The sequence below is a fragment of the Arthrobacter sp. SlRoot2-15 genome (assembly GCF_059739345.1).
Genome location: NZ_AP046058.1, coordinates 2,118,925 through 2,142,553, shown reverse-complemented (window position 1 = coordinate 2,142,553; position 23,629 = coordinate 2,118,925). Strand labels below are relative to the sequence as shown.

The following is a 23,629-nucleotide window of genomic DNA, read 5'->3' as shown; positions in this document are numbered from 1 at the left end:
ACAATGACGTTTACTGCTCCTGCTACCACCACGCACTACGTCCCGCAGGACCTGACCACCCACATCCGGCACTTCATCAACGGCGAGTTCGTCGACTCCATCAGCGGCAAGACCTTCGACGTCCTGGACCCGGTCTCCAACGAGACCTATGCCACGGCCGCCGCCGGGCAGAAGGAGGACATCGACCTCGCCGTCGCCGCCGCCCGCAAAGCCTTCACCGACGGCCCGTGGCCGAAGATGAAACCGCGGGAACGTGCCCGCGTGCTGAACAAGATCGCCGACGCCGTCGAAGCCCAGGAGACCCGGCTCGCGCAGCTGGAGACCTTCGACACCGGCCTGCCCATCACCCAGGCCAAGGGCCAGGCGCTGCGCGCGGCGGAGAACTTCCGCTTCTTCGCGGACCTGATCGTGGCGCAGTTCGACGACGCCATGAAGGTCCCCGGCGCCCAGATCAACTACGTCAACCGCAAGCCGATCGGCGTCGCCGGCCTGATCACGCCGTGGAACACGCCGTTTATGCTCGAGTCCTGGAAGCTCGCCCCGGCCCTAGCCACCGGCAACACCGTGGTCCTCAAGCCGGCCGAATTCACTCCGCTCTCCGCCTCGCTCTGGGCCAAGATCTTCAAGGACGCCGGCCTGCCGGACGGCGTCTTCAACCTGGTCAACGGCCTCGGCGAGGAGGCCGGGGACGCCCTGGTCAAGCACCCGGACGTCCCGCTGATCTCCTTCACCGGCGAGACCACCACGGGCCAGACGATCTTCCGCAACGCCGCGGAGAACCTCAAGGGCCTCTCGATGGAGCTCGGCGGCAAGAGCCCCGCGATCATCTTCGCCGACGCCGACCTCGACGCCGCGATCGACTCCGCCCTCTTCGGCGTCTTCTCGCTCAACGGCGAGCGCTGCACGGCCGGCTCCCGGATCCTGGTGGAGCGTGCCGTGTACGAGGAGTTCTGCGACAAGTACGCCGCCCGGGCGAAGAACATCGTCGTCGGCGATCCGCATGACCCGAAGACCGAGGTCGGTGCGCTGGTGCACCCCGAGCACTACGCCAAGGTGGCCTCCTACGTCGAGATCGGCAAGTCCGAGGGCCGGCTCCTCGCCGGCGGCGGCCGCCCGGACCACCTCCCCGAGGGCAACTACATCGCCCCCACCGTCTTCGCCGACGTCGCGCCGGACGCCCGGATCTTCCAGGAGGAAATCTTCGGCCCCGTCGTCGCCATCACCCCCTTCGACACCGACGAGGAAGCCCTTGCCCTCGCCAACAACACCAAGTACGGCCTCGCCGCCTACATCTGGACCCAGAACCTGACCCGCGCGCACAACTTCTCCCAGAACGTCGAGGCCGGGATGGTGTGGCTCAACAGCCACAACGTCCGCGACCTGCGCACCCCGTTCGGCGGGGTCAAGGCCTCCGGCCTCGGCCACGAGGGCGGCTACCGCTCGATCGACTTCTACACCGACCAGCAGGCCGTGCACATCACCCTGGGCACCGTCCACACCCCCAAATTCGGCGCCTGAGCCTTCCGGCCAGCGCCACCCCAGAACCCTTTCAAAGAAGAGAGAATCCCATGTCCAACTTCATCCCCACCCCCACGGTCCCGGCGCCGGACATTGTCCGCTGCGCCTACATGGAGATCGTGGTCACCGACCTCGCCAAGTCCCGTGAGTTCTACGTGGACCTCCTGGGCCTGCACGTGACCGAGGAGGACGAGAACGCCATCTACCTGCGTTCCCTCGAGGAGTTCATCCACCACAACCTGGTGCTCCGCAAGGGCCCCATCGCCGCCGTCGCGGCCTTCGCCTACCGGGTAAAGTCCCCCGCCGAAGTGGACGCCGCCGAGGCGTACTACAAGGAACTGGGGTGCCGTACCGAACGCCGCAAGGACGGCTTCACCAAGGGCATCGGCGACGCCGTCCGCGTGGAGGACCCGCTGGGCTTCCCCTACGAGTTCTTCTACGAGGTGGAGCACGTGGAACGCCTCACCCAGCGCTACGATCTCTACTCCGCCGGCGAACTGGTCCGGCTGGACCACTTCAACCAGGTCACCCCGGACGTCCCGCGCGGCCGCAAGTACCTTGAGGACCTCGGCTTCCGCGTCTCCGAGGACATCCAGGACTCCGACGGCGTCACCTACGCCGCGTGGATGCACCGTAAGCAGACCGTGCACGACACCGCCCTGACCGGCGGCAACGGCCCGCGCATGCACCACGTCGCGTTCGCCACCCACGAGAAGCACAACATTATCCAGATCTGCGACAAGATGGGCGCCCTGCGGATCAGCGACCGGATCGAACGTGGCCCCGGCCGGCACGGCGTCTCCAACGCCTTCTACCTGTACATCCTGGACCCGGACGGCCACCGCGTGGAGATCTACACCCAGGACTACTACACCGGAGATCCGGACAACCCCACCATCACCTGGGACGTGCACGACAACCAGCGCCGCGACTGGTGGGGCAACCCCGTGGTTCCGTCCTGGTACACCGAAGCCTCCCTGGTCCTGGACCTCGACGGGAACCCGCAGCCGGTGATCGAACGCACCGACGCCTCCGAAATGGCCGTAACCGTGGGGGCCGACGGCTTCTCGTACACCCGCAAGGAAGGCTCTGAGGCTGAGGGATTCAAGCTCGGGGCGCAGCTTTAGCCATGCTGGACGCAGCGACGATCGAGGCGATCGCAGATGAACTGGTGGAAGCCGGGCGGAGCCGGACGCCCATTCCCCGCTTGACTGCCCGGTACCCTGACATGACCGTGGAGGACTCCTACGCCGTGCAGCAGCTCTGGCGCCGCCGCAACGAGGACGCCGGCCGGACCCTGGTGGGCCGCAAGATCGGCCTCACGTCCCGGGCCATGCAGGCCGCCACGGGCATCACCGAACCGGACTACGGCGCCATCTTCGATGACATGGTGCTCGAAACCGGGTGCTCCGTGGAGTGGGACCGGTACACGCATCCGCGGGTGGAGGTGGAGCTGGCGTTCGTGCTGAAGGATGCGCTCGAGGGACCCGGCTGCACCATCTTCGACGTCCTGAACGCCACCGACTACGTGGTGCCGGCCCTGGAAATCCTGGACTCCCGGATCGAAATGGAGGGCCGGACCATCGTGGACACCATCGCGGACAACGCCGCCATGGGTGCCATGGTGATCGGCGGCCGTCCGGTGAAGCCCGACGCTGTCGACCTCCGCTGGGTGTCAGCCATCCTCTACAAGAACCAGACGGTCGAAGAGACCGGCGTGGCCGCCGGAGTCCTGGACCACCCGGCCGCCGGGGTGCACTGGCTGGCCAACAAAATCGCCGCCCACGGGGACGGAATGAAAGCCGGCGACATCATTCTCGCCGGCTCCTTCACCCGGCCCATGTGGGTCTACAAGGGCGATACCGTGCACGCCGACTACGGACCCCTCGGGAGCGTGACATGCCGTTTCGACTAGACGACACCTTCCGGGACGCGCTCGCCGCCGCGGACCGCCCCCTGGCCGGGATGTGGGTCTGCTCCGGCAGCCCCCTGATCGCCGAACTCTGCGCCGGTTCCGGCCTGGACTGGCTCCTGGTCGACGCCGAGCACAGCCCCAACGGGCTCGAATCCATCCTCGCCCAGCTGCAGGCCATCCACGGCTATCCGGTCCAGACCCTGGTCCGGCCACCTGTCAATGACACGGTGCTGATCAAGCAGTACCTGGACCTGGGCGTTCAAAACCTGCTGATCCCCATGGTGAACTCGGCGGCGGAGGCTGAAGCCGCGGTGGCCGCCACCCGCTACCCGCCGCACGGCATGCGCGGCGTCGGCTCGGCCTTGGCCCGGGCTGCGCGCTGGAACCGGGTCCCGGACTACCTGGCCCGCGCCGGTGAAACCATCAGCGTCACGGTCCAGATCGAGTCGGTGGCGGCAGTAGATGCCGTGGCGGACATCCTGAAAGTGGACGGTGTGGACGCGATTTTCCTGGGGCCCTCCGACCTTGCAGCGTCCATGGGCCTGCTGGGACAACAGGAACATCCCGAGGTCCGCGCCGCCGTTGAGCACTGCCTCTCCGCGGCAAAAGCGGCCGGCAAACCCGCCGGCGTCAACGCGTTCAACCCGGACACCGCCCGGCACTATCTCTCCAGCGGTGCCGACTTCATCCTGGTGGGGGCCGACGTCGCGCTGCTGGCCCGGGGCTCCGAGGCCCTTGCCGCACAATTTGTGCGGTCCGCCGACGACGACTCCCCTGCCAGTTACTGACCCCCCTCTACTAAGGATCCCCTCATCCGTGACCCAACGATCCGGAGGATGCCGGAGGAGCCAGCACCGCCCTCCGCGCTTCCCGGGTCCCATTCCGGCAGGTCCGCGTTATTCGGCGGCCCTGCCGGAATGCGGCGCTACTGGCCTAAAGCTCCGGGCCGCCACACCACGAGGGCCTGCGAGCGGGCGCGGGGCCGCTGGCCGCGGGCCAGACTGACGACGTCGCCGGCCGCGCCGGCGGCAAAGATCCGCGAATCCAGTGGTTGCCGTCGGCGGCCCAGCTCCTCGGTGAGCTCGGCGACCCGCCGCTGCAGCGCGGCCACCTGGTTCTCCAGCTGCAGGATCCGCTTGATCCCCTCCAGGGAGACGCCCTCCTGCGAGAGCCGCTGCACCTCGCGGAGCATGTTCACATCGCGCTGCGAATACCGCCGGGACTTGCCGGGGGCGCGGCTGGGCGAGACGATGCCGAGCCGATCGTACTGGCGCAGCGTCTGCGGGTGCATGTCCGCCAGCTCCGCGGCGACGGAGATGACGAAGATCGGCTGATCGAACTCGATGTCCATGCCAGGACTCCTACAGCCGGGCCTTGGCTGCCAGGCCCGCGCGGACGTCCTCGCCGGACGTGGCCGCGGCGAAGGCCTTCACCGCTTCCTCCGCGGCTTTGTCCAGCTTCCTGGGCACGGCGACGTCGATGGTGACCAGCAGGTCGCCGGTGGCCTTGCTGTGCTTCACGCCGCGCCCCTTGACGCGCAAGGTCCGGCCCGACGGCGTCCCCGCGGGCACCCGGACCTTGACCTTGTCGCCGTCGATGGTCGGAACCTCGATGTCGGCGCCGAGGGCGGCTTCCGGGAACGTGACCGGAACGTGGATGCGCAGGTTGTCCCCGTCCCGGGTATAGAAATCGTGCGGTTTCACAGACACCGTGACCATGAGGTCGCCGTTGCCGGCCGGACCGTACTGTCCCTTGCCGCGGACGCGGACCTTCTGGCCGTCCTTGATCCCGGCCGGAATCCGCACGTCGATGACCTCGCCGTCCGGCTCGCGCAGCCCGATGGTGGTGCCGCGGATGGATCCGGCGAAGGAGATGCTGGTCGACGCGGTGCGGTCGGCGCCCTTCTGCGGCCCGCGCTGGAAGGACTGGCCGCCGCCAAAGCCTCCGCCGCCGCCGAAGAGGTCGGCGAACTCGGGCGGGATGCCGCCGGCGGTGCTGTAGCCGCCGGAGTGCCGTCCGCCGCCGCCGGTGAACAGGCCGCCGAAAAGGTCCTCGAACCCCGCGCCGCCGGCACCCCCGCCCGCGCCGCCGGGAGCGAAGCGCGCGCCGCCGCCCATCGCGCGGATGGCGTCGTACTGCTGGCGCTCGTCCGGGTCGGACAGCACGGAGTAGGCCTCGGAGATGTCCTTGAACTTTTTCTCCGAGGCGGTGTCACCGGCGTTCGTGTCCGGGTGGTGCTGCCGAGCCAGCTTCCGGTAGGCCTTCTTGATGTCGGCGTCGGAAGCGTCCTTGGCGACTCCAAGGATCTTGTAGAAGTCCTTGTCCACCCAGTCCTGGCTAGCCACTGGCGTTTCCTTTCAAAGTACAAAGCGTTAAGGCGAGACAACCGCAGGAGCGGAGCGAGGCAAGGGGCCCGGGAGTGGCATCGGGCCTGCCGGAGCCGGGTGGCCGAGGATCGCAGATCCTTGGCCACCCGGCGCAGGGGCGGGGCCCCTTGTCTCGCTTCGCGAAGGTGACTACGCCGGAACAGACACGATGACCTGGGCTGCGCGGAGCACCCGGTCGCCGGACTTGTAGCCGGAACGCAGGACCTGGCTGACGGTGTCGGTGACAACGTCCGGGCCGGGCTGCTGGATGAGGGCCTCGTGGATAGTGGGATCGAACTCCACGCCGGTCTCGTCAATGCGCACCAGGCCGTAGGTCTTAAGCGCATTCTCCAGCTTTGCGGCAATCGCGGCGAAGGGTCCGTCCGCGAGGTCGCCGTGCTGCCGGGCGGCGTCGACGTCGTCGAGCACCGGAAGCAGGGCGTTCAGGACCCCGATGACGGCCATTTCCCCTGCCACGGCGCGGTCACGTTCGACCCGCTTGCGGTAGTTGACGTACTCGGCCTGCAGGCGGCGGAGGTCGTTCTTCAGTTCCTCCGCCTCCCCGGCGCTGACGCCCTGCGCCACCGACTCGGCCGCCGGGACGTCGACGCTGTTGAGGATGTCCTCGGCCTGGGACAGTGCGTCCCCGCCGTCGGCGTCCCCGGCGCGCTCCTGGTCGGGGTGGCGGGCCTGGCCGGTCTTCGGATCAACCTTGCGGTTGTCGTGGATCACCGGCTTCTGGTTCTCGTCCCGGCCCTCGCCAGCGTGCTCTTCTTCGTTACCGTGGTGCGGCATGATTACTTCTTCTTCTCGTCTTCGTCAACGATCTCGGCGTCAACGATGTCCTCGTCGGAGGAAGCATGCTCGCCGGCCGGGGCACCCTGCGCGCCAGCGGCACCGTCGGGGGAACCGGGCTGGGCGTAGATGGCCTCGCCGAGCTTGGTCTGCGAAGCCTGGAGCTTCTCAAACGCGGTCTTCACGGCGGCGTCGTCGGTGCCTTCCAGCGCGGCCTTGAGGGCGTCGACGTCGGCCTGAACCTCAGTCTTGACCTCCTCCGGCAGCTTGTCGGCGTTGTCGGCGATCAGCTTGTCCACGGAGTAGGCGAGCTGCTCGGCGGTGTTGCGGGTGTCGGTCGCCTCGCGGCGGGCCTTGTCCTCGGCTGCGTGCTCCTCGGCGTCGCGGACCATCCGGTCGATGTCTTCCTTGGAGAGGCTGGAGCCGCCGGTGATGGTCATCGACTGTTCCTTGCCGGTGCCCTTGTCCTTCGCGGAGACGTGCACAATGCCGTTGGCATCGATGTCGAAAGTGACCTCCACCTGCGGAACGCCGCGCGGGGCCGGTGCAATGCCGGTCAGTTCAAACGTGCCCAGCGGCTTGTTGTCGCGGGTGAACTCACGCTCGCCCTGGAAGACCTGGATCGCCACGGACGGCTGGTTGTCGTCGGCCGTGGTGAAGGTCTCGCTGCGCTTGGTGGGGATGGCGGTGTTGCGCTCGATCAGGTGCGTCATGATGCCGCCCTTGGTCTCGATGCCGAGCGAGAGCGGGGTGACGTCGATCAGCAGCACGTCCTTACGCTCGCCCTTGAGGACACCGGCCTGGAGCGCGGCGCCGACGGCGACGACCTCGTCCGGGTTCACGCCCTTGTTCGGCTCCTTGCCGCCTGCGAGTTCCTTGACCAGTTCGGAGACGGCGGGCATGCGGGTGGAACCGCCGACCAGCACGATGTGGTCGATGTCGGAGAGCTTGATGCCTGCTTCCTTGATGACATCGTGGAACGGCTTCTTGGTGCGCTCGAGCAGGTCCTTGGTGAGGTCCTGGAACTTGGCGCGGGTCAGCTGCTCGTCCAGGTGGACCGGTCCGTCAGGGGTGACGGAGAGGTACTGGAGGGAGACGTTGGTGCTGGAGGAGGAGGAGAGTTCCTTCTTGGCCTGTTCCGCCGCCTCGCGGAGGCGCTGAAGGGCGATCTTGTCCTTGGAGAGGTCGATGCCCTTGACCTTGAGCTGGTTCAGCAGGTAGTCAACGACGCGCTGGTCCCAGTCGTCGCCGCCGAGGCGGTTGTCACCGGCGGTGGCGCGGACCTGGATGGTGGAGAAGTCGTCTTCGTCCTTGCCGACCTCGAGGAGGGAGACGTCGAAGGTTCCGCCGCCCAGGTCGAAGACGAGGATGAGTTCGTCTTCCTTGCCCTTGTCCAGGCCGTAGGCCAGGGCGGCCGCGGTGGGCTCGTTGACGATGCGCAGCACCTTGAGACCCGCGATCTCGCCAGCTTCCTTGGTGGCCTGGCGCTCGGCGTCGTTGAAGTACGCGGGAACGGTGATCACGGCGTCGGTGACCTTTTCGCCGAGGTAGGACTCGGCGTCGTTCTTGAGCTTCATCAGGATGCGCGCGGAGATTTCCTGCGCGGTGTACTTCTTGTCGTCGATCGCGATGTTCCAGTCGGTGCCCATGTGGCGCTTGACGGAGGCGATGGTGCGGTCGATGTTGTTGACGGCCTGGCGCTTGGCGATCTCGCCGACCAGGACTTCGCCGGACTTGGAGAATGCAACAACCGACGGCGTGGTGCGGCCACCCTCGGCGTTGGCAATGACGGTGGGCTCGCCACCTTCGAGAACGGAGACGACGGAGTTGGTGGTTCCGAGGTCAATACCTACTGCACGTGACATGTGTTGCTTCCTTCTTTCCTTGGAAACTTGCTGGCCCCGGCAACCGGGCGGATGCCCGGCGGCCGGGCCATACCCGGAGTTCGAGCCCGTCGAGGACGAGGCGCGCCCACTTATTGAGCGCTCTGCACTCAACTTTACCCAGCGCTCCGGAGAAGTCAATCCGAAGTTGAGTGTGGTTCGCTCAACTTTGGGCGCAGGGGGGCTTTAGAGGCGCCGGCGCCGTCGCGAAGCCCCGGATTATTGCGGGTTTTCGGGCGCGGCAATGCCCCGTCGTGGCTGGTTTCGCTGTGCGAGAACGCCGTGTGAAAGGGTGCAGTGCGTGGGCGGGCGGCCTAGGTGTCCTCTCGGCCCGCGTCGTCCCGGACTGCGCCGTCGCGCCCCACCGGCTCGTCCTCGGCGCCCTCGGCCCGGTGACCGGTCCGCCGGGGACCGGCTGCGCCTGCCGTGCCGTAATCGCCCTCGGGGTACTCGCCTTCCTCACCGATGACGGCGTCCGGTCCGGTTGCGCCGGCGCGGCCGTAGTCACCCTCGGGGTAGTCCCCAGCTTCGTCCCCGACGCGCGTGCCGCTAGCCAGGCCCGCCTTGCCGTAGTCACCTTCGGGGTACTCGCCCTCGGGCGCGGCTGCCGGATTCTCTCCCGCTACGCCCGCCCGGCCGTAGTCGCCCTCGACATACTGGCCGGCGTCGGCCTCCGCTGCCGGCTCGTCGACTACCCGCTCGTCGGCGGCCGGGACCGGGGCGGCGCCGGGGCGCTCGTGTGCTGCCGTTCGATCGAACTCACTGTTTTCAGACATGTGTGGATCCCTCCTGCAGGCGGTGGGCGCCGGCGTTGGCGCAGTCGCAGTCTATCGAGCACCACCGGGAGGCAACAGCGGGCCGGGTCAGCGGCGGCACGGGAAGGGGCGTGCCTAGGACCGCAGCCCGGCCACCCCGGCGAGGACGGCCAGATGGTGCGCGAACAGCTTGTCCCGGGCCGCGAAGGTGTCTTTGCCATACTGGCCGAACACTTCAAAACTGACGGCGCCGAACAACGAGGTCCAGACCAGGACACCGCGCGCCAGCTCAGGGTCGGGCACGGCGAGCCCCATCTCGCCGCGGATTTTGGCCAGGTCCGCCGCGAGTTGTGCGGCCTCGGCGGCGCCCCGGGGGTCCGCCCTGGAGAGCTGGCCGGCCCGCCACGCACCGTCCAGGATGGCCGCCAAGGCGCCGATCACCCGCGTCCCGGGGCCGGTGGTCCGCTCGGCCGGAGCCTGGTAGCCGGGTACCGGACTGCCGAAGAGCAGAGCATAGCTGGGCGGTTGCGCCAGCGCCCAGGCCCGGACCGCCACTCCGAGCGCCTCGAACCTCGCGGTGAAATCGCCCTCCGGGCAAGCCTGCACGGCGGCGTCCACTGCGTCCCCCAGCTCGTTGTAGGCATCGACCAGCAGCAGGGTCAGCAGTTCCTCGCGGTTCTCCACATACCGGTACACGGCAGAGGAAACGACGCCAAGCTCCCTGGCGACGGCGCGCAGGGACAGCGCGGCGGCGCCGTGCTGGGCAAGATGTTCCCGGCCGATGCGCACGATGTCCCGGATGGTCTGCGCCCGTGCCCGCTCGCGGGGCGTGGAGGGCCTGGCGGGCGGGGCGGTGGCGGTCTGCGGCATGGCTCCAGCATTCCACAATCCGGAGCAGTGTCAACAAATGTGAGCACTGCTCTTGACTTGCATCTGAAACCTCTGCATCCTGATTTTGAGAGCACCGCTCTCCCTGACAATCACAGCGAATGAGAGAACGCCATGTCCCCGTCCGATTTCCCCGACACCACGGGCCCTGCGCTCTTTGTTGTCACCGGCGCCGGTCCGGTCGGCTGGACGGTTGCCGAGCAGCTCGCCACGGCAGGCCACCGGGTGCGGGTGCTCACCCGTTCCGGCAGCGGGCCGTCCCATCCCTACGTCGAGCGGATCACCGCGGATGTCTCCGACCCGGCGCGGCTGGGGCAGCTGTTCCAGGGCGCCAAAGCTGTCTTCCATTGCATCCACGGATCGCAGTACACGGCACGGGCCTGGGCGGCGGAGCTTCCGGGCGCCGAGCAGACGGTGCTGGCCGCTGCGGCCGAGGCCGGCGCCGTCGTCGTGTTTCCGGAAAGCCTGTATTCCTACAGCGAGCCGGAACGGCCGATGACCGAGGCGGGTCCCCGGGAGGCCCGGGGCGGCAAGCGCGGCATCCGCACTGCACTGCTCAAGGCGCGGGCGGCGTCGGCCACCAACACCCTCAGCATGGTCGCGGGCGACTTCTTTGGTCCACGGGTCAGTATCTCCCACGGCGGCGAGCGCATGGTGGAGCCCGTTTTGGCCGGAAGGAAATTGTGGGTGGTCGGCAGCGCGGACCAGCCGCACGCGTTCACGTACGTGCCCGACCTGGCGGCCGCAATGATCCATGCCGCCCAGGCGCCGCAGCTTTGGAACCGGGTGTGGCACACGCCTTCTGGACCGGCCCTCACACAACGTCAGCTGGCAACGGCATTCGCTGAAGCTGCCGGCGTCGCAAAACCCAGAATGGCAGCACTACCGGGCTGGGCACTGCGGTCCATGGGATTGTTCGCGCCGGATCTCCGGGAGGTGGCGGAGATGCTCTACCAGTTCGAGAAACCGTTCGTGATGGATTCCGCCGCGAGCGAGGCGGCGCTGGGGTTACAGCCGACGCCGCTCTCGGAAGCAGCCGCCGCCACGGTTGCCTGGTGGGGGGACCAGAAACGGTGACGGCGGCTGCGGCAATGAGGCCGGCAGGCGGCGGAAGCAGACGGGGACCCGGCTAGCGGATTCCCGCCTCGGCGGTTTCCGGCTCCGGGGCGGCCGGCAGTCCGCGTCCGGCCGCATCCGCGTCGGGGCGTCCGAGCTTGCCCGGCCACCAGATCCGCGGGCCGATGTCATAGGCGAGAGCCGGGACCAGCAGGGAGCGGACCAGGACGGTGTCCAGCAGCACCCCGAACGCCACGATGAAGGCAAGCTGCACCAGGAACATGATCGGGATAACGCCCAGGGCCGCGAAGGTCGCCGCCAGCACCACTCCGGCCGAGGTGATTACCCCGCCGGTGACGCCGAGGCCGCGCAGGATGCCCGGCCGGGTGCCGTGCTTGATGGACTCCTCGCGGACCCGGCTCATCAGGAAGATGTTGTAGTCCACGCCAAGTGCGACGAGGAACACGAAGCCGAAGAGCGGAACGGTGGCGTCCGCCCCCGGGAAGCCCAGGATGTGGTTGAACACGACGGCCGAGACGCCCATGGCCGCGCCGTAGGAGAGCACCACCGAGGCGACCAGCAGCACCGGTGCGAGGATGGAGCGCAGCAGCAGCATCAGGATCACGAGGATCACGGCGAGCACCACCGGAATGATGGTGACGAGGTCCCGCTGGGCCGTGGTGTTGGTGTCCAGGGCCGTGGCGGTCACCCCGCCCACCAGGGCTCCGCCGTCGATCTTCTTCAGTTCCCGACGGAGGTCCAGCACAACGTTTTCCGCCTCGTTGGAGTCCGCGGCGAAGTTCAGCGTCGCATTGATCAGGACTTTGCCATCCCTGACCGCGGGCGCCGTCGGAGCGGCCGGGGCGGCGGGCGCGGCCGGTGCGCCGGGGGCGCCCTGGACGATGGGCACGCTGCCCTCGGCCAGCAGATAGGCGTCCCCGACGCCGTCGCTCGTCTTGGTCTTCGCGAGCACCTCCTGGGCCCTCGCCTCGTCGGCGACGATCACGGCGGGGCTGCCGGAGCCGGCGTCGAAGTGGCGGGCCAGCGCGTCCTGGCCATCGACGGCGTTGGAGGCGGCGAGGATGACGTCGGTCTGCGGCACGCCGTTGGCCTTGAGCTGCAGGACGCCGGCGGAGGCCACCAACAGCAGCAGCACGGAGGCGATCCAGACGGTGCGGGGGCGGCGGGAGACGAGGGAGCCGGTGGCACGCCAGAGGCCCTTCTGGCCCTCGAGGCCCGTAAGAAGTTCCGGCTCGCGCTCTGTCTCCGGCAGCAGCTTGGGGCGGAAAGGCCAGAAGGCCGCGCGGCCCAGCAGCGCCATCATCGCCGGCAGCAGGGTCAGGGCCGCGAAGAGCGAGCACAGGATGCCCGCGGCCGCCACCGGGCCAAGGGCCTTGTTGGAATTGAGGTCGGAGAACAGCAGGCAGAGCAGGGCAATAATGACCGTGGCGCCGGAGGCCAGGATCGGCTCCCAGGCCGCCTTCCACGCTGTCAGCGCCGCGGCCGTCCGGTTGGTGGTGTGCGTCAGGGCCTCCCGGAACCGGGCGACGTAGAGCAGCGCGTAGTCCGTGGCGGCACCGATGACAAGGATGGAGAGGATGCCCTGGCTCTGGCCGTTGAGCTGGATCCAGCCCAGCTTCGCCATGCCGAAGACCAGCAGGATGGCGGCGCAGAGCGCGAAGACCGAGGTGAACAGCACGGCGATCGGCAGCAGCAGCGAGCGGTAGACGACGAGCAGGATCAGGAACACCGCGCCGAGGGCCACCAGCAGCAGGATGCCGTCAATGCCGGCGAACGCGCTGACCAGGTCTGCCGTGAGCCCGGCCGGGCCCGTAACGAAGGTCCGCATGCCCTCCGGCGCCGAGGCCTTAACCTCGTCCCGGAGTTCCTTGACGACCGTCTTCACCTCACCGCCGGAGGCGATTGGCACCACAAACTGCACGGCCTTCGAGTCCTCGGACGGAATGGGGCCGATCACGGTGCTGCCGGCCTGCAGGGCCGCGAGCTTGCCCTTGAGCGCGGCGGCTTCGCCAAGCTGCGCCGGGGTGAAGGCGGAATCGCCCTCGATCACGATGACCGCGGGGATCTCCTTGGAGTCGCGGAACTTCGCCTGCCAGTCCTGGGCCGCGGTGGCCTCGGCGCCAGCGGGCAGGAATGAGGCCTGGTCGTTGGAGGAGACCTCGCTGAGCCGCCCGAAGGTAGGGCCGCCGATACCCGCGATGGCCAGCCAGGCGACGACCAGGACGGCGGGCACGAGCCAGCGCAGCCAGAACGGGACTCGGTGGGGGTTTTGCCGGCTGTGTTTCATGGTGTCCTTCTCGGGTGGCGACGCGGAGTAGAATTTAGTAAATGATAGATTATCTCCATCATGGATATAAGTGACAGTCTAGAAATATTTCGCTGCTGCAGCGGACGGGCTGGAGTAAACTCCGGATGGCGCAAACCGCGCAAGCCCCCCGGGGCGGAGCAGGAGGGGTGAGATGTCAAGTGAACCGCCGGGACGCCCCGACGCCGCAGGCCCGCCGCCGCTTGTCAGCCTGCTCCAGGAGTTCAGTCTGGAGGCCAACCGCTTTGCGGATGCGGCCGGCGCCCGCAATGACATGCACCGCACCGACCTGAACGCCCTATCCGTGATCATGCAGCACACGTCCAGGAACCAGGTGGTCACGCCCGGGGTGCTGCGCCGGGAACTCCACCTCAGCTCCCCCGCCACCACCGCCCTGATCGACCGGCTCGACAAGTCCGGCCACGTGGTCCGCGAACGGCAGGGCTCGGACCGCCGTCAGGTCCAGCTCCGGATGACGCCTAAGGCCTACCGCGACGGCGGCGCCATGTTTGCCCCGCTCGCCCGGCACATGGCCGCCGCGCTGGCGGGCTTCACGGCCGAGGAACTCGAGCTCGCCACCCGGTTTATGCACGCGATGATCGACGCGACGGTCCGCGCCGGCGAAGAAGCAGCCCTTCCCCCCTCTGACTCGCAATAGTTGTCGTTTCGAGGGGTCCACAACAACTGGCGGCAGTCAGTTGGGCTCCATCCGGCTGCGGTCGGCGTAGCGTTTCCTTATGAGCGCCCAGCAGCCCGACGACGTCTACACCCACGGCCACCACGAGTCCGTGGTCCGCGCCCACGCCTCCCGCACGGCGCAGAACTCAGCGGCGTTCGTCCTCCCGCACCTGACCCCCGGGGTGTCGGTCCTCGACGTCGGCTGCGGACCCGGCAGCATCACCTGCGATTTCGCCGGACTTGTTGCCCCCGGCGAGGTCACCGGGCTGGACCGCTCGCCCGAGGTGATCGGCCAGGCGGGCGCCCTGGCCGCTGAGCGCGGGGTGGCCAACGTCCACTTCGTCGCCGGCAACATCTACGACCTCGACTTCGCGGACGAGACGTTCGACGTCGTCCACGCCCACCAGGTGCTGCAGCCACCAGGTGCTGCGGATCCGGTGGCCGCCCTCCGGGAGATGCGCCGGGTGGCCAAGGCCGGCGGGATCGTGGCGGTGCGCGACGCCGATTTCCACGGAATGAGCTGGTATCCCGCCGTTCCCGAACTGGATGAGTGGATGGAGCTCTACCAGCGCATCGCGCGTCGGAACGGGGCCGAGCCCGACGCCGGGCGGCGGCTCGTGTCCTGGGCTCAGGCGGCCGGGTTCACCGACGTCGCACCGTCGAGCAGCAACTGGCTCTACGCGACCGGGCAGCAGCGCCGCTGGCAGGCCCGGGTCTGGGGCGAGCGGGTGCTGCACTCGGCGTTCGCGGACCAGGCGCTCGAGTACGGCTTCGCCAGCGCGGCGGACCTGGCCCGGATCTCCGCGGGCTGGCACCGCTGGGGCTCCACGGACGACGGCTGGTTCCTGATTCCCAACGGCGAAGTGATCGCCCGGGCCTGAGACCCTGCGGGCGTGGAGCGGGAGCCTAGTAGGACAGCGCGGGAAGCGTCACGCTGGCCGAGTCCCCCATGGCCTGGTTCTGGGTGAAACCGACAACGCCGATCCTCACGTCCCTGACACGGTGCACGTCCGTGATGGTCGCGGACCGCGCCGCTCCCTCCACCATGCCCGCAGGAATGCCGTCCACGGTGACACCCCACCGGTAGGGCTCCGGGCCGCCCGGTTCCCAGGTTACGTGAACGGTGCTGATGCCGTTGGAATGAGCGGTGACCGCCACGCTCACGTTGACGGGGGCGACGGGGAGCCCGTCCCTGGGGCCGCGGCCGATGTGGACGCCGGTCGACGCCGTCGACCGGCCTCCGGAGGCGTGAGTGATCCGCACCGTGGCGGTGCCCTCGAACAGGGCGGGATAGCTGTGGGTTGCCACCGGGATCGGCCCCACCTGGTCAACCACCCCGTTGCCGTCGAAATCCCATTCGAACTGCGCAATGTTGACCCCGCGGGGCAGCGATTCGGAGACGCTGAAAGTGACTGTCTGGCCGGGCATGGCGTAGTAGTCGGGGTTGGCGAACCGAAGCTCGGGCAGGGGCACGGCCGCCGGGGCCGCCGAGTTCACGGCCGGCACGGACCGGGGCGTGGTAGACGAGGGCGTGGCGGACAGTGGCGGTGCGGAGGACGACGACGCTCCATCCCCGGGTAGAGCGCAGGACGACGCTGTGAGTAGTAAGGCTCCGGCAAACATCGTTCCGACGATCCTGTCCATCGACTCCCCCAAGCCTGGCTGCTGCACTGATGCCGCACGGTTGAGAGCATCGTAACGCCCCGCGCCCTGGTTGTCTCCACGCGCGCTGGCGGAGCGGTGCCGGCGCCGCTGCCTTCACAGCGGCGCCACAGTGCCGCCAAAGTCCCGCCAAATCTGCGCATACCACGGTGGTTACAGCCGCAAACGTCGGCCGGCCCGGAATCCCGGACCCCAGCGAAGGAGCAGCACCATGGCAAAGATCAATAAAGGCACAGCGGCACTCATGCTTGCCGCGGTAATCGGCGGCGGCGCGATCGGAGCCTCGGCCCTCCCGGCGATGGCCGACGACGCGGCCGGGACGACGTCGTCGGCCACAACTGCCGCCACCGGCAGCGGAACGGCAGGGAGCGGCGGAGCCGCGCGCGGTCCGCACCAGGCCAACGGCAAAACGGAGGAGATTCTCACCGGCGACACCGCCGCGAAGGTCGAAGCGGCGGTGAAGGCAGCCCAGCCCGGTGCGACGATCGAGCGGATGGAGACCGACGCCGACGGCGCGACGTACGAAGCGCACATCACCAAGGCCGACGGCACCCGTGCCACCGTGCTGCTGGATGACAACTTCGCCGTGACCGCCACCCAGGAGGGCCAGGGCCCGGGCGGGCATGGCGGCCCGGGCGATGCGGATTCGGACGGATCCGCAGCCAACGGCTGACCCGCACCCCGCTCGGAAGGGCTCCGGACCGCGGCGCCGCGGTCCGGAGCAACTTCCTGCCGCCCTTTCCCCGTCATCCCGACTGCCGCTAGGGTGCAGTCAAGTACCCAACGGTGAGGAGAAAGCATGCGCAAGGTCACGGCCGGTCTGTTCAGTTCCGTGGACGGTGTGGTGGAAGACCCGTTCCTGTGGCAGTTCGACAGCTTCGACGCGGAGCTGGGAGCAGGTATGGGCGAGATGATGGGCCGGATCGACGCCGGCATCCTGGGCCGCGTCGGCTACCAGCAATGGCCCCAGTACTGGCCGAACGCCGAGGCCGACGCCGACTTCGGCGGTTTCATCAATCCGCTGCCCAAATTTGTGGCCTCCCGGACCCTGACCGGGGACCTGGACTGGCAGAACTCCCGGCTGATCGACCGGCCGCTGGAGGACTTCGTTGCGGACCTGAAGAACGGCGACGGCGGCGACATCGGCGTCTTCAGCAGCATCTCCCTGGTCCGCCAGTTGCTGTTCGCCGGACTGCTAGACAGCCTGATGCTGATCGTCCACCCGGTCATTGCCGGCAGCGGGCGTCGGCTGTTCAACGACGGCGACCCCCTGACCCGGCTTGAGCTTCAGTCGTCCCAGCAGACCAGCAAAGGCAACATGATCCTCGAATACGGCATCCGCCAGGGCTGACCCCGGCCCGCCCCTGGGCCCGGCCCGTCATCAAGGCGGCCCGGGCAGGGGCGGAACCGTAAACTTGGCAGGTGCAACTCTCCCTTTGGCTCGCCCTGGCCGGCGCCGGTGTCCTGATCAGCTTCACCCCCGGCGCAGGCGCGATCAACACCATGAGCAACTCCCTGAACTCCGGCTTCCGGCGCTCCATCTGGGGCATCCTGGGCCAGCAGGCAGCGCTAGTGGTGCACATCCTGGTCGTGGCCCTCGGCGTCGGGGTGCTCGTGGCGAGCTCGCCGCTTGCCTTCAACATCATCCGGTACGCCGGCGCCGCCTACCTCGTCTACCTGGGCATCCAGCAGTTCCGGCACAAGCCCGACCTGGACCAGGAGAAGGCCGCGGCCCTGCGCAACGAACCTGCGTTCTCGATGTTCCGCCGCGGCCTCTGGGTCAACCTGCTCAACCCCAAGGCGATCGTCTTCTTCCTGGCCTTTATGCCCCAGTTCATCCGCCCGGACCAGCCGCTGCTGGCGCAGTACCTGGTCCTCGCCGCCACCGTAATCGTGATCGACATCCTGGTCATGTGGTTCTTCTTCGCCGCGGCCGCGACCACCTTCCAGCGCTTCACGCACGACGCCCGCGGCCAGCGGATCCTCAACCGGACGTTCGGGGTGCTGTTTATGGCCGTTGGCGTCCTGCTGGCCCTGCTCCACTAGTCTCGGCGGACCGGGCCGCAAGCGCCCGTTCGCGCTTATTGACCGTTGGCGGGTGCCAGTTTCCGCAGCTCGGCTTTCCGGATCTTGCCGCTGGCGGTCCGGGGCATCTCGTCCACGAACACCACCGACTTGGGGATCTTGTACCTCGCGAGCCGGCCGTCCAGGTAGGCGCGCAGCTGATCCTCCGTGAGGCCGGCCCCCTCCCGCAGCAACACCACGGCCCGGGGCACCTCGCCCCACTTCTCGTCCGGCACGCCGATCACGGCGACGCTTCCGACGGCGTCGAGTTCGGCGATGGCCTGCTCAACCTCGGCCGGGTAGATGTTTTCCCCGCCGGAGATGATCATGTCCTTGAGCCGGTCGGAGATGAAGACGAAACCGTCCGGGTCCTTGTAGCCCATGTCGCCGGATTTGAACCAGCCATCCGGGGTGTAGGAATCGGCCGAGGCCTCGGGCCGGTTCCAGTACTGCTCGATGACGTTGGGCCCTTTAATCTGGATCTCCCCCACGGTGCCCGGCGCGGCCTGGCCGGCCTCCGGGTCCAGGGGATCGGCCACGCGGACGTCCGTGAAGAAGTGCGGCAGGCCGGAGGAGCCGGCCTTGTCCCGGGACCGGGCGGCCGGCAGGGTGGTGGCGCCGGGGGCCGTCTCGGTCATGCCGTAGCCGTTGGAAAACCGCAGGCCCCGCCGCTCGTAGGCCTCCAGGACCCGCATCGGGACAGCGGACCCGCCGCACGTGAGCTTGTTGAGCGAGCTGAGGTCGGTGGAATCCCAGTCCGGGTGCTCGCACAGCATCTGGTAGGTGGTGGGAACCCCGCTGATGGTGGTGGCGCGGTGCTGCTGGATCAGCTCCAGCGTGCGGCGTGGGTCGAACCTGGGCTCCAGGACCACGGTGCCGCCCTTCAGGAGCGTGGGCAGGACGCCCATGTCCAGCGAGGCCACGTGGAACATCGGCGAGATCATCAGGGCCACATCGGCGGAGGAGAAATCGAAATCGACCAGCACGTTGATGCAGTTCCAGGTGATGTTGCCGTGCGTCAGGAGCGCCCCCTTGGGGTTGCCGGTGGTTCCCGAGGTGTAGAGGATCATGGCCGGGTCGTCGAGCCCCACGGGCACGTCGGGGGCCAGCTCGGCGCCGGAGGCCAGCACCGCCTCGAACTCTTCGGCGGAGGCGGCAGAAGCGGACCCAACGACGGCGGGCGCAGCGCCGCCGCCGTTGGGCACCGCGCCGCCGGAGGACAGGATCTCGGCGGAGGCGTCGCCGTCGTCGACCACAACACGGCCCTGCACCGCCGTCCCCGCCGAGCCGCGCTCGGCGAGGCCGGCGAGGGCGGCCGCATGGACCAGCAGCACCGCTCCGCTGTCCTGGAGCTGGAACTGGATTTCGGGCGGAGCCAGCCGGGTGTTGAGCGGAACGAAGACCGCACCGAGCAGCCCGGCAGCAAACAGGGTTTCCAGGAAGGACGGATCGTTCTCACCGAGGTATGCCACCCGGTCTCCCTTGGCCACCCCGCGGTCCCGCAGGGCGTTCGCCAGCCGGGCGGCGCGCCGGGCGAACTCCTCGTAGTTGAGCTCCCGCGTTCCGGCGATGACGGCGGCCTTTGTGCCCGACTTTGGCCTGCGACGCTGCAGCCAGGAGCCGATGCCAAGATTCTCCATGGCAAATCCTTTCTAGTTCGACGGTAGTGCCTGAAGGGCCGGTTAGGACCGGACGGCTTCTAGATCGTTATTCTTCGGCTCCCGGGTCAGCAGGATGAAGACGATCGACACAACCGACATGATGGCGAGGTACCAGACCACGGAGGAGGTGTTTTGTCCCGAGTCCTTGAAGATCTGCGCCACGATCCCGGGGGTGAACCCTGCGCCCAGAAGGGTGGCCAGTTGGTAGCCCAGCGAGGCCCCGGTGTAGCGGGACGTGGTGCCGAACTGCTCGGAGACAAAGGCCGCGAGCGGGCCGAACAGCGTGGAGTGGATCATGAGGCCCACCGCGAACGCCACGAAGATCAGGCCGATGTTGTTGGAGGAGAGCAGCTGGAACATCGGGACGAGGTAGGCGATGAAGAGCACCAGGCCGCCGATCATCACGGGCCGCCGGCCCAGCTTGTCGGAGAGCCGGCCGCCCATGACCACAAAGATGATCGAGACAAACGACGCCGCCGCGAATGCGTAGAGCACGCCTTGGCGATCGGCGCCCTTGGACACCGCGTAGGTGACGGAGAAAGTTGCCAGGACAACCTGCAGCGCGAACCCGGCGGCTCCGGCCAGCATGGTGAAGATCAGGGTCTTCGGCCGCCGCAGCACCTGCAGCAGCGGGACCTCCGGGCGCCCTGCCGCGCCCTGCGCGGCCTCCTCGGCTTGCTCCTGCTCCAGCGCGGCCTTGAAGATCGGGCTTTCGGAGACCTTGAGCCGGACAAACATACCCACGCCCAGCAGCACGAAGGACAGCAGGAACGGCACCCGCCAGCCCCAGGCCAGGAACTGCGCGTTCGGCAGGGCGGAGAAGGCGCCCATCACCAGGGTGCCGAGCACCGCGCCGGTGGGCGCGCCGGCATTGACGAAGGACGCCGCAAAGCCGCGTTTGCCGGACTCGGAGTGCTCCAGCGCCATCAGCGCCGCCCCGCCCCATTCGCCGCCGACGGCGATGCCCTGGAACACGCGCAGGATCACCAGCAGGACGGCTCCCCAGGGGCCGGCCACGGAGGCATCCGGGACGAGCCCGATCAGCGTGGACGCGATGCCCATGACCAGCATGGAGACAATCAGCATGCCCTTGCGGCCGAGCTTGTCGCCGAAGTGGCCGAAGATGATGCCGCCCAGGGGCCTCGCGACGTAGCCGGCGGCGAAGGTGCCGTAGGCGGCGACGACGCCGACCCAGTCGTCCATGCCGGTGAAGAAGACCTTGGGGAAGACCACGGCGGCGGCCGTGGCGTAGAGCAGGAAGTCGTAATACTCAATGGTGCTTCCGAGGTAGCTGGAGGCGATGACGGTCCGGGCCTCCCGGCGACGCGTGTCCGCGTCCATGGCCTGCAACTGCGAAATCTGGGACATCGTTGTTCCTTGGGGCAGTGGGGGTGGTGGGATGGTGGGTGGGGCTTATTTGTAGAAGCGGGCGAGGAATTCGGCCACGACGGCGGGCCGTTCCTGGCCTTCGATTTCGATAGTGTTGGACACCTTGATCTGGGCGCCGCCCTTGACTTCGGTGACCTCCGCGATTGTCGCGCGCATCCGGATCCTCGAGCCGACCTTGACCGGCGACGTGAAGCGGACCTTGTCCAGGCCGTAGTTGACCTTGGTGGTGACGCCCTCGACGTCGAACAGCTCGCCCCAGAACGGGATGATCAGCGAGAGGGTGAGGAAGCCGTGCGCGATCGGGGCGCCGAAGGGGCCGTCCTTGGCGCGTTCCGGGTCCACGTGGATCCACTGGTCGTCACCGGTGGCATCGGCGAATTTGTTGATTTGTTCCTGGCTGATTTCGCGGTAGTCGGTGGCGCCGAGGTCGGTGCCGGCGAGGGTGAGCAGTTTGTCGAAGTCGACGACGAGGTTGGGCATCTTTGGCTCCTGTGGTGGTTGGGGTGAGCGGATCGACGGCGGCGGGACGCGCGGGCGTCGGGGGCTAGCGGGTGAAGGCGCTGTGGCCGGTGAGGGCGCGGCCGATAATCAGGGCGTTGATTTCGTGGGTGCCCTCGTAGGAGTAAACGGCCTCGGCGTCGGCATGGAAGCGGGCGACGTCGGTCTCGAGGGTGATGCCGTTGCCGCCCACCACCTCGCGGGCCAGCGCCACGGTCTCGCGCATGAGCAGGGAGGTCTGCATCTTGGCCAGGGCCGAATCCTGGTCCCGGTAGATGCCTTTCGCCTGCTGTTCGGTCAGCCGGACCACGAGGGACAGGGCGGAGGTGACGTTGCCGAGCATCCGGGCGAGCTTCTCCTGGACGAGCTGGAAGGATCCCACCGGCCGGCCGAACTGCTGCCGCGCCGTGACGTAGCGCAGCGCGGCCTCGAAGGCGCCGGCAGCCATGCCGGTGGCGATCCAGGCGACGTCGGAGCGCATGGCCCGCAGCATGGCGGCCACGTCCTTGAAGGAGTTGACGTTGTGCAGGCGCATCGACTCCGGGACGCGCACGCCGTCCAGGGTGATGTGCGCGTTCTGCATCATCCGCAGCGCGGTCTTGCCGTGGATCTTCTCCAGCGTCACGCCGGGGGCCTCGCGCTCCACGAGGAACGCCTTGACCTGCCCGTCGGCTTCGTCGCGGGCGAACACCGCCAGCACGTCGGCGGTGGCCGCACCCCCGATCCAGCGTTTGGCGCCGTTGAGGACCCAGCCCTCGCCGTCCCGCCGGGCGGTCGTCGACAGACCTCCGGCGATGTCGGAGCCGGACTCCGGTTCGGTCAGCGAGAAGACGCCCTTGAGCGAGAAATCGAGGACGCGGGGCATCCACTGGGCCTGCTGTTCCGCGGAGGCACCGACCCGGATGGCGGTCCGGAACAGCCCGGCCTGGGCGGTGTAGAAGGTGGCCAGGGACGCGTCGGTCCTGGCGAGTTCGAAGATCCGGAAACCCTGGTAGATTCCCCGGGCCGGTGTGTGGCCGGCGCCCGGGGCGCCGGTCAGTTCGGCCGGCTCCATCAGGTCCAGATCGATCAGCGGCCGGGCCAGCTGCTCGGGAAATTCCCCCCGCTCCCAGTAGTCGGCGAGCAGCGGCCGTGCCTGCTGGTCCAGGAAGGCGCGCAGCCTGCCCAGGACCCGGCGTTCGGCGTCGGTGAGCAGCGATTCGGCGTCGTAAAAGTCGCAGACGCCGTAGAGCCGCTCATCCGCGGCGCTGTCGGCCGCGACGGCGGTCTCGGCAGTCATCTCAGCCCTCCAGCCCGAGCAGGCGGACGGCGTTGTCCTTGAGGATCTTGGGCCGGACCTCGTCCTTGAGCGGCAGGTCCGCGAAGGCGGCCAGCCATTTCTGCGGAGTGATCAGCGGGAAGTCGGTACCGAACAGCACCTTGTCCTGCAGCACCGAGTTGGACATCTTCACCAGCGACTCCGGGAAGTACTTCGGGGACCAGCCGGAGAGGTCGATGAACACGTTAGCCTTGTGCGTGGCGATCGAGTTGGCCTCGTCCTGCCACGGCACCGAGGGGTGCGCCATGATGATCTGCAGCTCCGGGAAGTCGGCGGCCACGGCGTCGAGCAGCAGCGGGTTGGAGTAGGCCAGCTTGATGCCGAAACCGCCGGGCAGGCCCGCGCCCATGCCGTTTTGGCCGGTGTGGAAGATCGCCGGCAGGCCCAGTTCCTGCAGCGTTGCCCAGAGCGGGTAGAACTGCTCGTTGGAGGGGTCGAAGCCCTGCAGGCTGGGGTGGAACTTGAAGCCGCGGGCGCCCAGGTCCACGGCCTGGTGTTTGGCGCCCTGAATGGCCTCGGCGCCGGTGCGCGGGTCGACGCTTCCGAACGGGATCAGCACGTCGTTGTTCCGGGCGGCCCCGGCGATGAGTTCGGGGATGCTGTTGGGCTCATGTTTGAGCTGGGTCCGGGCGTCGACGGTGAAGACGACGGCGGCCATGTTCAGTTCGCGGTAGAGCTCAGCGATCCGGTCCAGCGACGGTGTCCGGTCCTCGGCCTTGAAGTACTTGGCGGAGGCCTCGGTGAGCTCGGCCGGCAGCGAACCGTGGCCGTGGCCGTCCACCTCGAGGTGGACGTGCATGTCAATCGCATCGAGCTTTGCGGCGTCGATGCCGAGTTCGTAGCTTGCGGCGGCCATC

General features: G+C 68.3%; 23 protein-coding genes. 10 read left to right on the top strand and 13 right to left on the bottom strand.

Annotation, left to right across the window (positions count from 1 at the left end; genetic code table 11):
• Window positions 1–3 precede the first annotated feature (3 nt).
• From hpaE to AC6I9V_RS09760, 4 genes are read left to right on the top strand one after another with little or no spacing between them, the layout of a single operon-like run.
• The gene (gene hpaE, locus AC6I9V_RS09775; protein ID WP_497899262.1) at window positions 4–1,518 is read left to right on the top strand and encodes a 5-carboxymethyl-2-hydroxymuconate semialdehyde dehydrogenase; all 1,515 of its coding nucleotides are present in this window, start codon (window positions 4–6) and stop codon (window positions 1,516–1,518) included.
• Between the two features lie 50 nt (window positions 1,519–1,568).
• A complete protein-coding gene (gene hpaD / locus AC6I9V_RS09770; protein WP_497899261.1) occupies window positions 1,569–2,645 on the top strand; it encodes a 3,4-dihydroxyphenylacetate 2,3-dioxygenase in 1,077 nt (358 codons plus the stop codon).
• A gap of 2 nt (window positions 2,646–2,647) precedes the next feature.
• Window positions 2,648–3,433, top strand: coding sequence for a 2-oxo-hept-4-ene-1,7-dioate hydratase (hpaH, locus tag AC6I9V_RS09765; protein WP_497899260.1), 786 nt, complete (start codon window positions 2,648–2,650; stop codon window positions 3,431–3,433).
• A complete protein-coding gene (locus AC6I9V_RS09760) occupies window positions 3,418–4,221 on the top strand; it encodes an HpcH/HpaI aldolase family protein (protein ID WP_497899259.1) in 804 nt (267 codons plus the stop codon). The genes hpaH and AC6I9V_RS09760 overlap by 16 nt, the downstream gene beginning before the upstream one ends.
• 137 nt (window positions 4,222–4,358) lie before the next feature.
• On the opposite strand, the gene AC6I9V_RS09755 is transcribed toward AC6I9V_RS09760, so the two are convergent.
• From AC6I9V_RS09755 to AC6I9V_RS09730, 6 genes are all read right to left on the bottom strand, one after another.
• Entirely contained in the window at window positions 4,359–4,784 is a 426-nt protein-coding gene (locus AC6I9V_RS09755; protein ID WP_349413994.1) for a heat shock protein transcriptional repressor HspR, read from the bottom strand.
• Between the two features lie 10 nt (window positions 4,785–4,794).
• Window positions 4,795–5,778 (bottom strand): DnaJ C-terminal domain-containing protein, encoded by a 984-nt coding sequence (locus tag AC6I9V_RS09750; RefSeq protein WP_349413993.1) that lies wholly within the window; start codon window positions 5,776–5,778, stop codon window positions 4,795–4,797.
• A 171-nt stretch (window positions 5,779–5,949) separates the two neighbouring features.
• Window positions 5,950–6,594, bottom strand: a complete 645-nt coding sequence (locus AC6I9V_RS09745) for a nucleotide exchange factor GrpE (RefSeq protein WP_497899258.1) — start codon at window positions 6,592–6,594, stop codon at window positions 5,950–5,952.
• Window positions 6,595–6,596: 2 nt separating this feature from the next.
• Window positions 6,597–8,459, bottom strand: coding sequence for a molecular chaperone DnaK (gene dnaK, locus AC6I9V_RS09740; protein WP_497899257.1), 1,863 nt, complete (start codon window positions 8,457–8,459; stop codon window positions 6,597–6,599).
• 332 nt (window positions 8,460–8,791) lie between these two features.
• Window positions 8,792–9,253, bottom strand: coding sequence for a hypothetical protein (locus AC6I9V_RS09735; RefSeq protein WP_497899256.1), 462 nt, complete (start codon window positions 9,251–9,253; stop codon window positions 8,792–8,794).
• Between the two features lie 114 nt (window positions 9,254–9,367).
• Window positions 9,368–10,102, bottom strand: coding sequence for a TetR/AcrR family transcriptional regulator (locus AC6I9V_RS09730; protein ID WP_497899255.1), 735 nt, complete (start codon window positions 10,100–10,102; stop codon window positions 9,368–9,370).
• A 132-nt stretch (window positions 10,103–10,234) separates the two neighbouring features.
• Between AC6I9V_RS09730 and AC6I9V_RS09725 the strand changes: the two genes are divergently transcribed.
• Window positions 10,235–11,197 (top strand): NAD-dependent epimerase/dehydratase family protein, encoded by a 963-nt coding sequence (locus AC6I9V_RS09725; protein WP_497899254.1) that lies wholly within the window; start codon window positions 10,235–10,237, stop codon window positions 11,195–11,197.
• A 52-nt stretch (window positions 11,198–11,249) separates the two neighbouring features.
• Here the strand turns inward: AC6I9V_RS09725 and AC6I9V_RS09720 are convergent, their stop codons facing one another.
• The gene (locus AC6I9V_RS09720) at window positions 11,250–13,484 is read right to left on the bottom strand and encodes an MMPL family transporter (RefSeq protein ID WP_497899253.1); all 2,235 of its coding nucleotides are present in this window, start codon (window positions 13,482–13,484) and stop codon (window positions 11,250–11,252) included.
• A gap of 172 nt (window positions 13,485–13,656) precedes the next feature.
• On the opposite strand from AC6I9V_RS09720, the gene AC6I9V_RS09715 reads away from it, so the two are divergent.
• Window positions 13,657–14,160 (top strand): MarR family winged helix-turn-helix transcriptional regulator, encoded by a 504-nt coding sequence (locus AC6I9V_RS09715; RefSeq protein WP_497899252.1) that lies wholly within the window; start codon window positions 13,657–13,659, stop codon window positions 14,158–14,160.
• A 79-nt stretch (window positions 14,161–14,239) separates the two neighbouring features.
• The gene (locus tag AC6I9V_RS09710) at window positions 14,240–15,061 is read left to right on the top strand and encodes a class I SAM-dependent methyltransferase (RefSeq protein ID WP_497899251.1); all 822 of its coding nucleotides are present in this window, start codon (window positions 14,240–14,242) and stop codon (window positions 15,059–15,061) included.
• A gap of 25 nt (window positions 15,062–15,086) precedes the next feature.
• On the opposite strand, the gene AC6I9V_RS09705 is transcribed toward AC6I9V_RS09710, so the two are convergent.
• Complete coding sequence (locus tag AC6I9V_RS09705; RefSeq protein WP_497899250.1) at window positions 15,087–15,686, bottom strand: hypothetical protein; 600 nt, start codon at window positions 15,684–15,686, stop codon at window positions 15,087–15,089.
• 367 nt (window positions 15,687–16,053) lie between these two features.
• Here AC6I9V_RS09705 and AC6I9V_RS09700 point away from each other — a divergent pair, with 367 nt between their 5' ends.
• From AC6I9V_RS09700 to AC6I9V_RS09690, 3 genes are all read left to right on the top strand, one after another.
• Complete coding sequence (locus AC6I9V_RS09700) at window positions 16,054–16,515, top strand: hypothetical protein (RefSeq protein WP_497899249.1); 462 nt, start codon at window positions 16,054–16,056, stop codon at window positions 16,513–16,515.
• Window positions 16,516–16,641: 126 nt separating this feature from the next.
• The gene (locus AC6I9V_RS09695) at window positions 16,642–17,193 is read left to right on the top strand and encodes a dihydrofolate reductase family protein (protein WP_497899248.1); all 552 of its coding nucleotides are present in this window, start codon (window positions 16,642–16,644) and stop codon (window positions 17,191–17,193) included.
• Between the two features lie 71 nt (window positions 17,194–17,264).
• Window positions 17,265–17,888 carry a LysE family transporter gene (locus AC6I9V_RS09690; RefSeq protein WP_497899247.1) on the top strand — a complete coding sequence of 208 codons (624 nt, stop codon included), beginning with the start codon at window positions 17,265–17,267 and terminating at the stop codon, window positions 17,886–17,888.
• Window positions 17,889–17,923: 35 nt separating this feature from the next.
• Here AC6I9V_RS09690 and AC6I9V_RS09685 read toward each other — a convergent pair whose 3' ends face one another.
• The 5 genes from AC6I9V_RS09685 to AC6I9V_RS09665 all read right to left on the bottom strand — a co-directional run bounded on the left by AC6I9V_RS09685 (window position 17,924) and on the right by AC6I9V_RS09665 (window position 23,628).
• Window positions 17,924–19,546, bottom strand: a complete 1,623-nt coding sequence (locus AC6I9V_RS09685) for an acyl-CoA synthetase (RefSeq protein ID WP_497899246.1) — start codon at window positions 19,544–19,546, stop codon at window positions 17,924–17,926.
• Between the two features lie 42 nt (window positions 19,547–19,588).
• On the bottom strand, window positions 19,589–20,935 hold the full coding sequence (locus AC6I9V_RS09680; protein ID WP_497899245.1) for an MFS transporter: 1,347 nt from the start codon (window positions 20,933–20,935) through the stop codon (window positions 19,589–19,591).
• A 45-nt stretch (window positions 20,936–20,980) separates the two neighbouring features.
• On the bottom strand, window positions 20,981–21,436 hold the full coding sequence (locus AC6I9V_RS09675; protein ID WP_497899244.1) for a MaoC family dehydratase: 456 nt from the start codon (window positions 21,434–21,436) through the stop codon (window positions 20,981–20,983).
• 64 nt (window positions 21,437–21,500) lie between these two features.
• Entirely contained in the window at window positions 21,501–22,733 is a 1,233-nt protein-coding gene (locus AC6I9V_RS09670) for an acyl-CoA dehydrogenase family protein (protein ID WP_497899243.1), read from the bottom strand.
• A 1-nt stretch (window position 22,734) separates the two neighbouring features.
• On the bottom strand, window positions 22,735–23,628 hold the full coding sequence (locus AC6I9V_RS09665) for an amidohydrolase family protein (RefSeq protein WP_497899242.1): 894 nt from the start codon (window positions 23,626–23,628) through the stop codon (window positions 22,735–22,737).
• Between the last annotated feature and the right edge of the window lies 1 nt (window position 23,629).